Genomic DNA, 3,263 nt, shown 5'->3' with positions numbered 1-3,263 from the left:
AGATCGTAGGTGAGAGAACAGGTCACAGCATGACGATGGACCTACTACAGGCAGTTACGCAGCCGAACGCCAAGATCTGTGAATGTAGTACCTGTCGGGGACCAGGACACGGCACCCTCTACGACGAGGCAACCGCGTGGCCTCCATCGACCGAAATGCTCGTTGCTTGACATTCAAAGCTCCTGGGATGTCTTTCGAGGGAGTAGCTGAGCAGAGAGCGCGGCACCACCTCGCCCGGTCGCACCGCTCCGTTAAATGTCGCAGCCACTCCCAGCTGTGGCGATACCGTGAGTTCGGTGGGTAATCGCGAGGTGGGGGTTTCGCCGAACATCACCGCAGCTAAGAAAAGGCTGCCGGGCGGCTTGTTCCGCACCCGGAACTTCGCCCTGCTGTGGGCTGGGGAGTCGGTCAGCGGGTTAGGCTCGGCGATCACCACCGTGGCCGTCCCGTTCTTGGCGATAACCGTCCTGCATGCCAGCACCGGCACGGTGGCCCTGCTGACCGCCGCCACCTGGCTGCCCTGGTTCCTGATCGGCCTCCCGGCCGGCACCTGGGTCGACCGCTGGCCGCGCCGCCGCATCCTCGTGTCCGCCAACCTGGTGTCCGCCGCTGTCCTGACCGCTATCCCGGTCGCCGCCTGGACCGGTGTGCTGACCGTGCCCATGCTGCTGGCCGCGGTGCTGATCGCCGGCACGTCCAGCATGTTCTTCACCCTGGCATTCAACGCCTACTTGCCGCACCTCCTGGCCCCGGATGACCGGATGGAGGGCAACGCCAAGCTCCAGGCCAGCGCCTCGGCCGCCGAGATCGCCGGCCCGGGCCTCGGCGGTCTGCTCACCGAGGTGGCCGGAGCGGTCGGCGGCCTCCTCATCGACGCGGTCACCTTCATCGTCTCGGCCGCCTGCCTGCTCAGATTGCGGACCACGCCCGAGCCAAGGGCGGCAGCGGTCGGGCGGCCCGGCATGCTCCGGCAGCTCAGCCAGGGCCTCGGGTACTTCAAGTACGGCGAGTTCATGCTGCCCATGCTCATCGTGGCGGCGATGATCAACCTCGGGATGCTCGGCGTGTTCTCGCTGCGCATCGTCTTCCTAGTACGCGCCGAAGGTATCGCGCCGGGAACTGTGGGCGGCCTGATCAGCCTCGCCAGCCTGGGCGGACTGCTGGGCGCCGTGCTCGCGTCCCGGGCCGTCGCCCGTTTCGGCAGCGCGCGCACCTACGTGGCAGTCAATGTCGTGACCGCGCCGTTCATGCTGCTGCTGCCAGCCAGCGGCCCTGGCTGGCGGCTGGCGCTGTTCGCGGTGGGATCGTTCGTGGTCATGCTCGGCGCCACAATATCGGGCACCGTCACCGCTACCTTCCGCGTGAACTACATACCGGCGCACCTTCTGGGCCGGGTCACGGCGGTCTCCCGGTTCGTCATCTCCGGCACCGTGCCGCTCGGCGCAGCCACCGCCTCCATCCTGGCGACAGCCTTCGGGATCGGCGCCGCGATGTGGGTGCTGGCCACCTTCTTCGCCGTCACCCCGCTGCTCCTGCTCGCCACCTCAATGCGCAGCATGCGTGACTTCCCGACCCTCCCCAGCCAGCCTCCCGTAGCCAGCAATGACGATCAACTTCGGTGAAGCATCAGAACCTCGGCCGAGAACATCAACGCGTCCACGGCCGACGCGACTACGAGCTCATCGCCTGATCAGCCCGGTCCCTCAGAAAGAGCCGCACCCAAAGATTGCGTCACTGGACACTCCGGATAAAAGGTCGCTAACGATCTACACTTCGCCACATGTTGATCGATGTTCGCGGCACCCGCCTCCATATCGACCAGCGCGGGCCCCAGGACGCGCCGCCGCTGCTCTATCTGCACGGCGGTCCGGGTGGTGGCTCACACGACTTCATGTTCTTCCAAGGCGACCGGCTGTCCGAGCGGCTTCAACTGGTCGGCGTGGACCAGCGCGGAGTCCAGCGCTCGGACCCACTGGACGGCCCGATCACCGAGAACGACCTGATCGCCGACTTCGAGGCCCTTCGGGAAACGCTCGGGTTCGAACGCTGGTCGATACTCGGCCACTCGTACGGCGGGCGCCTCGCCCTCCGCTACGCCGTCACCCACCCGGACACTGTCACCCGGGTCGTCTTTGAGAATCCGCCGTGGGACATGGTCCTGGCCACCAGGACACTCCTCGACGCCGCTCGGCCACTGCTGCGGGAACGCGGCGATCGGGAACGAGCGGAGGAACTACTCAGGTACCAGGGGCCGGCCACCGCACAGATGTGGGACGAGAGGATCGCGCTGACTCAGCGGCTGGGCGAACGGCGGATGGACATCTATCTCGGTCCGGGTTCGCGCGGACTGGTGCTGCCCAGCGACGACCTGCCGCAGGAGATCCACAGCCGGGGTGCCCGGTTCGCCGAGGAGATCACCCGCACACCGGCGTTCTCCGAATCACTGCTGCCTCTTCTGGAACGGCTCACCCAGCCCGCCTTGCTTATCAAGGGAGGCCACGACCCGGTGACCAGCTCAGAGGAGATCAGCCTGTTCCAGGGACACGTCCAGAACGGGACGTTCCGTCGCTTCGAAAGCGCCGGACATTTCGTCCACGCCGAAGAACCCGAAGAGTATGCCCGGTTTGTCGCGGCGTTCGTGGTGGGTGAAGCCGTGAGATGAGGCCACTGGACCCCTCGACTCACCGCTAGCCTCCGCACTTAGCCAGCGTTTCCCCCTCTTCAGTCCCGACAGCAACGACGACGGTGGTGACTCGACACCTGGCGGCCGCAGTGCAGTTCGTTGCGCCGATCACGTCGGTGTACTGGTGGCGTGGCGAGATCAACCGGACCAATGAGTGGCTGCTGTTCATGATGACCCCCGCCGCGCGATTCGACGAACTGGTGGAAGCGATCAAGCATCACAAGGCCACCCGCAACAAGGAACGCCTCAAGGCGAGTGAGAACTTAACAGAGCACGGCCTGATGTTCCCCACCGCTTTCGGCAACCCGTCCGACCCGGACACCTTCTCACACCTGTTCTCCTGGCTGTAGAAAGCGGGCCTCGGGCACCGGCATCCGCACGAGCTTCGTCACCCGGGTGCGTCGCTCATGCTCGCGCAAGGCACACCGCTGCACGTCGTGTCCGAAGCGCTCGGCCACGCCAGCATCGCGATCACCAAGGACATCTCAGAGGGCGATTCGTGAGTTGATGCCCCTTTGATCGCTTGCGCTGCGTGAGGAGTGCTGGTCACGGGCTCGTTGCCGGATTACGGACGCGGCTG

Annotated in this window: 3 protein-coding genes and 1 pseudogene; all 4 read left to right on the top strand. The window is 65.8% G+C overall.

The genetic code is table 11. The features are described 5' to 3' along the window. Window positions 1–296: 296 nt before the first annotated feature. Complete coding sequence (locus AB0J42_RS37440; protein ID WP_364303299.1) at window positions 297–1,622, top strand: MFS transporter; 1,326 nt, start codon at window positions 297–299, stop codon at window positions 1,620–1,622. 161 nt (window positions 1,623–1,783) lie between these two features. Then, a complete protein-coding gene (locus AB0J42_RS37435; protein WP_364303297.1) occupies window positions 1,784–2,662 on the top strand; it encodes an alpha/beta hydrolase in 879 nt (292 codons plus the stop codon). A gap of 83 nt (window positions 2,663–2,745) precedes the next feature. Further along, window positions 2,746–3,033 (top strand): divalent cation tolerance protein CutA, encoded by a 288-nt coding sequence (gene cutA / locus AB0J42_RS37430; RefSeq protein WP_364303295.1) that lies wholly within the window; start codon window positions 2,746–2,748, stop codon window positions 3,031–3,033. Window positions 3,034–3,048: 15 nt separating this feature from the next. Continuing rightward, window positions 3,049–3,186: pseudogene (locus AB0J42_RS37425) on the top strand (tyrosine-type recombinase/integrase); the annotation flags it as partial. Window positions 3,187–3,263: the final 77 nt, after the last annotated feature.

The organism is Nonomuraea sp. NPDC049649, assembly GCF_040675175.1.
Lineage (GTDB): Bacteria > Actinomycetota > Actinomycetes > Streptosporangiales > Streptosporangiaceae > Nonomuraea.
This window is presented reverse-complemented; position numbering and strand designations above follow the sequence as displayed.